The sequence below is a fragment of the Paraburkholderia sp. LEh10 genome (assembly GCF_017814945.1).
In the GTDB taxonomy this organism is placed as follows: domain Bacteria; phylum Pseudomonadota; class Gammaproteobacteria; order Burkholderiales; family Burkholderiaceae; genus Paraburkholderia.
In genome coordinates this window covers 1-5720 of record NZ_JAGIPX010000152.1, presented here as the reverse complement: position 1 = coordinate 5720, position 5720 = coordinate 1, and the positions used below count along the sequence as shown (strand labels likewise).

The window sequence follows — 5720 nt, the reverse complement described above, 5'->3', positions numbered from 1 at the left end:
GGGCTGGATTCGACACTGCACATAAAAACTTTCGGCCGGTAATAGATGAAATGTGCTGCAGCACATTTGATCTACCTTCAGTTGACGCCCGCGCTTGCCCAAGCCGCCAGCGAGCAGTTCGAGGCTGGCTTCGGCAGCCTGATTGATGGAGGCACATCATGAAGCCCGATCGACCAAACACATTGGGCAAGGCGCTCGTTCGGTTCTTCCAGGAGTATTTGCCGAACATGCGGGGGATGAGCTCTCATACGATCCGCGGCTATCGAGATGCCGTTGTTCTATTCCTGCGCTTCGCTTCAGAACAAACCGGCCGTTCTGTGGAGGACCTCGATATGGCCGATCTCAATGCCGAACAGGTGGCCGCGTTTCTGGACTTCCTGGAACGCGAACGACGTAACGGCATCTCGACCCGTAATGCCCGCCTTGCGGCACTGCACTGCCTGGCCCATTTCCTCGCCGGTGAACATCCGGAATGCTTGAGCCAGTTGCAACGCGTTCTCGGTGTTCCGTTCAAACGCGGCACAACGCAACATGCGATCGAATACCTGGAAGCCAACGAGGTTAAAGCGCTGTTGAGCCAAATTGACCGTTCAACGCGTGCGGGCCGACGCGACTACGCGTTATTCGCGTTAATGTTCAACACCGGCGCGCGCGTCCAAGAAGTGCTCAATCTTCGCCGATGCGATATCCGGACGGAGCCGCCGTATCAGGTGAGACTGCTGGGAAAGGGTGGCAAAGTAAGAATCTGTCCAATCTGGGCCAACACTGCTTTCCTTTTGCGCGATCTGTCGCGGACACTGCCGGATACACAGAGTAGTCAGGCTACGCTGTTTCGCAATGAGCAGGGTGGCAAGTTGACGCGCTTTGGGGTCGGCTATCTTCTCCGCAAATATGTCGCGGAAGCAGCTACGACCGTTGACACCCTGCGCAACAAGCGCATTCATCCTCATTCGGTTAGGCATAGTACTGCTGTCGCGCTTCTGAAGGCCGGCGTTGACTTTGCCACCATCAGCCAATGGCTCGGGCATGCAAGCCTGAACACGACCATGGTGTATGCGCGCGCGGACCTCGACCTCAAGCGGCAGGCATTGACGCAGGTCTTTCCGGATGTTCTGGGGGCGTCGGTACCGGGACGGCTTACGCACGGAGCCGCCGACCTGCTCGGATGGTTGCGGCGCCTGTGAGGGTCTTGTTATGTGGAGCGCGAAGCACCCAATCAGCATCCACACTTGGTTACCGCTTCGTGACTTCACATCTCGGACTACTTCACATTAGTCGATTGACGTTATGTTCAACGTTAATCGACGAAGCGCAGAACCTGCCGCCGGAGTTCTTCCACGACTTCCCGTCGTTCCTGAATCATGTTGTGGTGACGCTTATGTTGCGGTGACGCGCGAAAGGTCTGTCTGCGCGTCACTCTGCTCCGATGGCCGCAACATTAATCTTGGCCGGTGATCCTCATAACGATTTCAGAAACCCCATGATTCCTGGATCAGTGTGCCAGGGCTGGTTCGACTGCCCGTTTGGAATGTCACAGAGCGCGAGCGCCTTCGCCTTCATTTCGAGATCGACCTCTGCGTAGATATTAGTAGTGTCCAAGGAGACGTGTCCCAACCAGGCACGAATCGTATTGATGTCATTGCCTGATCGAAGCAGATGGACCGCGCACGAATGCCTTATGCAATGCGGGCTGATCTGCTTTGCGGCGAGAGATGGTGACGTTTCTGCTGCTTGCGCAACGACCCGACGAACAAGTCCATAGATTCCAAAACGTGTCAACGGTTGTCCGAGCCGGTTAAGGAATACGAAGTCGTGGGTGGCGCGTCCGGCAACAAATGGTCGTAGCACGTCAGCCGCGTCGGGCCATAGGGGACACCACCGTGCCTTATTCGCCTTGCCGACCAGTCTGACAGCCAGAGAGCCGTGCAATGCGCAGTCGCCGACAGTGAGATGGGCAACTTCGTCTACACGTGCGCCAGTGTTGTACATGAATAGCAGCACTGCATAGTCGCGTCTGCCCACCGGTGTCCGAATGTCAGGCACTTGCAGTAGCGCATCAATTTCTGGCTTGTCCATGTACGTCAGCGTCGCCTTCGGCGTCTTCCTGAAGGGAATCGCACGAATTTCTGCACTCCAGACGACATGTTCAGGACTATGCATGCCGATGAACCTGGCGAGTGAATGTATCGCGGCAAGACGTGTATTGCGCGTGACACCGCTGCAGCCTCGCTCCTTCTCCAGGTATGCGAGGAAGGAGCGCAACAGCGAAGGCGAGAGGTCGTCGATCGTAAGACGATCAGCCGACGTCTTCCTGGCTTTGCTCAGATACGGAAGCAAAAGGACCAGCGTATCACGATAGCTGGCCTGTGTATTGCGAGCGAGATTGCGGTCGGTGACGAGATACTCGAGCAGGAATCGGCGCACCCACGGACCGAGCAAGGTATGGTCACGCATGGCGGATCTCCAGTTGAGCGTAGCGTTCGAAACGCAGACTGGCCTCGTGCATCAGCTCGGTGGTGGTACTGATGTACTGCTGCGTTGACGAAATACTGACATGGCCAAGGTACGTTGCGAGTTGCGGCAGTAGTCGTTGGACGTCATCACCGGCGCGATACCACGCGATAATCCGATGAACGGCCGCGGTGTGGCGTATGTCGTGGATGCGGGGCTGATAACGTGCGGCGTCTTCACGTCGGATGCCAGCAGCGTTTCGTACGCGGCGAAATTGCTTGCTGATCCACCCATAGTCGAGGCGATGGCCCGTGCGGGTTGAGAAGAACGCCGAGGAATCACCGGCGGGCAACGGGCGTCGGCGACGGTACCACAGGTAATCGGCGAGCACCGTCGCGAGTCGCGGACCAATGGGCACCATCCTCGTCTTGAAGAATTTGCTGTTCCGAATCACCAGCACACACGTCTGAAGATCGACATCCTGTATTGTGAGCGACAGCGCTTCACCGATACGCATCCCTGTCCCGTAAAGCAGGAGCAGCAACGTGCGCATGGTTAGCGCCTGCATCGGCAGGACATAGGTCGCCATCAGTAGCCGCTCCAGTTCCCCGACGGTGTAAATGTGCGGCGTCAATGGCGGCGGAAGTCTCGGAATCTGAGCCGGGAGCGGAGATACCGATGCCAGCCCCCTTCCGATTGCATAACGATACAGACGTCCAAGGATCCGGTACTTCTGCACCCAACGCGCGGTGACCGGACCGCTTCCTGCGATAAACGCCAGAACGGATTCCGGTCTGACTTCTTCGACGGCGACATCTCCCATGGCGCGACAATAAGACCGGAGCTCCTTGATGTCCGACCGAAAACGCAGACCTCGCGAGCGCTCGTAATTGATATAGGCGTTGACCATATCCGCGAGTTTCATGACAACTCTCCCAGATCAAATGCCGCCACCTCGCGCAGGCCAGCCAGATCGACCTTCGTGTAGATACGCGTTGCGTCTGTACTGCGATGTCCGAGATGATCACCGATCTCCTTGAGGGATAATCCCTGCGCAACGAGACGGGCGGCGCAAGCGTGGCGCAGCGCATGTGGCCCGTGATGGGCGCAGTGGATTTCAGCCGCCTTCAATCGCGGCGAGACCACGCCGTATATCCCCTTTGCAGACAAAGGTCGAAACGGTGACATAAGCATGAGGAAAACCTCACGGTGAGCTGATCTTGGGCGGACGCCCTGCAGGTAATCGACAATGGCTTTGCCAACCGAGGGAAGAAGCGGGTAGACCTGCGGTTCTCGACGTTTCGCTCGACGCACGCGAAGCTCATCCCGCTGCCAGTCAATATCATCGAGACGAAGCTTCGCGACTTCGCTTGCCCGCATTCCGTAGATTGACAACAGCATGAGGATCGCACGGTCGCGGACATCCTTCGGATCGGTTGAGTTGAGACCCGCAAAAACGCGCAACACGTCTGCCCACGTCGGCCCAGCTGGCAAGTTCTCAAGGGAATAGATCCGTGGCCCCTGAATGGCCGCAGCGAGGGACGGCTCACACCAATGCGCTACGCCTCCAAAGCGAAAGAATGCCCGCATTGCGTCGACGGCAGTTCGAATGGTGAAGCGCCCCCATCCTCGTTGACGGCCATATGCGAGATACGCATCGATATCGCTGACACGAACTTGGGACAGTGACCGCCCACCCGGGCCGTACCAAAGTAAAAATCGGGTGACGAGGCGAGCGTAAAGGCCGACCGTCGATTCAGCGAGCCCTCTCTCATTCGTTGCCCATTTGCAGTAGTCGTCAAGGTATGACTGAAAGGGGATCTGCACATCAGGCCTGTCGAGACATCCGAGGTAACGGAGCCACCCGCGAGCCGTGCTAATGGTTTGCCTTCGCGTCCAGTAACTGTCGATCTGTCGATGCCGAATTCCCTTACGATCGGGATCGAAGAGGATAGATCGCAACTGATTAACCGTGAAATGCAAATCAGCGCGCTCACTGAGTTGATGCGCGATCCAGAGCAGATCCCATGCTTTGCGTCGCACCGTATGATGCTTATCGCCTCGACGCTCGCAGTGTTCGAGATATCGGATTCGCTCTTCGGCGTACGGCGCATTTGCGTGGAGCGCCACAGCAAGGGATGACTTGAAGAGATGATCAAACATGGTCGCACCTCCATCAATATGATGATGCGTGACCAGTGAGGGCTACTATTTATGTGTTGTCAACGCAAGACGAACACCGATCTCATGCGGCGCGATGAACACAACGCAACATAAGCGTCACCGCAACATGATTCAGGACATGTTCTACCGAACATGTCCTGAACTTCGCGTTCGACTCGCGTGATCTGCTTACCGTCTGGCTCGCGGCCCATCCGTCGCTGGCCTCCACGCTCGAGCGTGCGCCCTATGCGGCGCTTTACGGCCGGATCCAGGCGCGCGTGCAACTGAAGCCCGTAATCGAGCGTGAGCGCTTCGCACAACTGATCTCGCACGCGCTCAAGAGCGCCGGCTGCACGCACACGCTGCTGTCCGACTCCGGGCTTGAACTGCTGCGACAGGCCTCACGAGGGTTACCACGGCAGGCGGGCCGCATCCTGCGCACCGCCATGCAGCTGGCCGTACCGAAGGCGCTCAACCATATCCCCGACGAACTGCTGCAACAGGCCATAGAGGAATTCCGATGAACCGGCAATCCAGACGCGCGAAGGCCCGAAACCGGCAAGCGGATCGCATACCGCGCACACCGGCGCTGCCGGAACTCTCCGACGAGGCGGCCGCGCAGATCCAGCACCTGCTCTCGGAATGGTTCCTGTGGTTCAGCGCAGCGTATCGTGAGCCGATCCGGCGCTACTACGAACCGTGGTCCGTGCCCCCGCGCAGACCTCCCCCGCGTCATCGCATCGATGACCCGTTCTGAGCGACAGCCCCGGCGAGCCCGGGGCTGTTTGCATGGTGGCCGATGCATCGATCGCGCGATGATGCATCCACAATCCTGATCTGCATCGCGCGTTCGCCAGGGAAATCCTTTCCCTTACCGATCCCGCGACGGCGCTTACCGTCTCACCTCGAATAGCGCGAGATACCGCTCCTCATCCTGCGCGCGACGTAACAGGTTGGGTTGCAAAAAGTGCTGCGCCCAGCCGGGCCACGGTAGAGGCGCGTTTGGCCTCTCCGGAGATAGCGGTTGAAATGTATCCGCCCGAGAATCCCCGTAGTAGCGAGTGCTCTCGATTTCGCCGAAACTTCAGTACCGTAGGGGAGATGGT

6 protein-coding genes are annotated in these 5720 nt (G+C 58.1%); 3 read left to right on the top strand and 3 right to left on the bottom strand.

Features of this window, described 5'->3' with window-relative positions; genetic code table 11:
• The first annotated feature begins 158 nt into the window (after positions 1-158).
• Positions 159-1184, top strand: coding sequence for a tyrosine-type recombinase/integrase (locus J8I87_RS43155; RefSeq protein ID WP_209938717.1), 1026 nt, complete (start codon positions 159-161; stop codon positions 1182-1184).
• Between the two features lie 274 nt (positions 1185-1458).
• Here J8I87_RS43155 and J8I87_RS43150 read toward each other — a convergent pair whose 3' ends face one another.
• From J8I87_RS43150 to J8I87_RS43140, 3 genes are read right to left on the bottom strand one after another with little or no spacing between them, the layout of a single operon-like run.
• A complete protein-coding gene (locus J8I87_RS43150) occupies positions 1459-2454 on the bottom strand; it encodes a tyrosine-type recombinase/integrase (RefSeq protein WP_209938716.1) in 996 nt (331 codons plus the stop codon).
• Positions 2447-3376, bottom strand: coding sequence for a tyrosine-type recombinase/integrase (locus J8I87_RS43145; protein ID WP_209938715.1), 930 nt, complete (start codon positions 3374-3376; stop codon positions 2447-2449). Before J8I87_RS43145 ends, J8I87_RS43150 begins: the two co-directional genes overlap by 8 nt.
• The gene (locus J8I87_RS43140; protein WP_209938713.1) at positions 3373-4614 is read right to left on the bottom strand and encodes a site-specific integrase; all 1242 of its coding nucleotides are present in this window, start codon (positions 4612-4614) and stop codon (positions 3373-3375) included. The genes J8I87_RS43145 and J8I87_RS43140 overlap by 4 nt, the downstream gene beginning before the upstream one ends.
• A gap of 278 nt (positions 4615-4892) precedes the next feature.
• Between J8I87_RS43140 and J8I87_RS43135 the strand changes: the two genes are divergently transcribed.
• Both J8I87_RS43135 and J8I87_RS43130 read left to right on the top strand, forming a co-directional pair.
• Positions 4893-5138, top strand: a complete 246-nt coding sequence (locus J8I87_RS43135; protein WP_245254608.1) for a hypothetical protein — start codon at positions 4893-4895, stop codon at positions 5136-5138.
• A complete protein-coding gene (locus J8I87_RS43130; RefSeq protein ID WP_209938711.1) occupies positions 5135-5371 on the top strand; it encodes a hypothetical protein in 237 nt (78 codons plus the stop codon). Before J8I87_RS43135 ends, J8I87_RS43130 begins: the two co-directional genes overlap by 4 nt.
• The last annotated feature ends 349 nt before the right edge of the window (positions 5372-5720 follow it).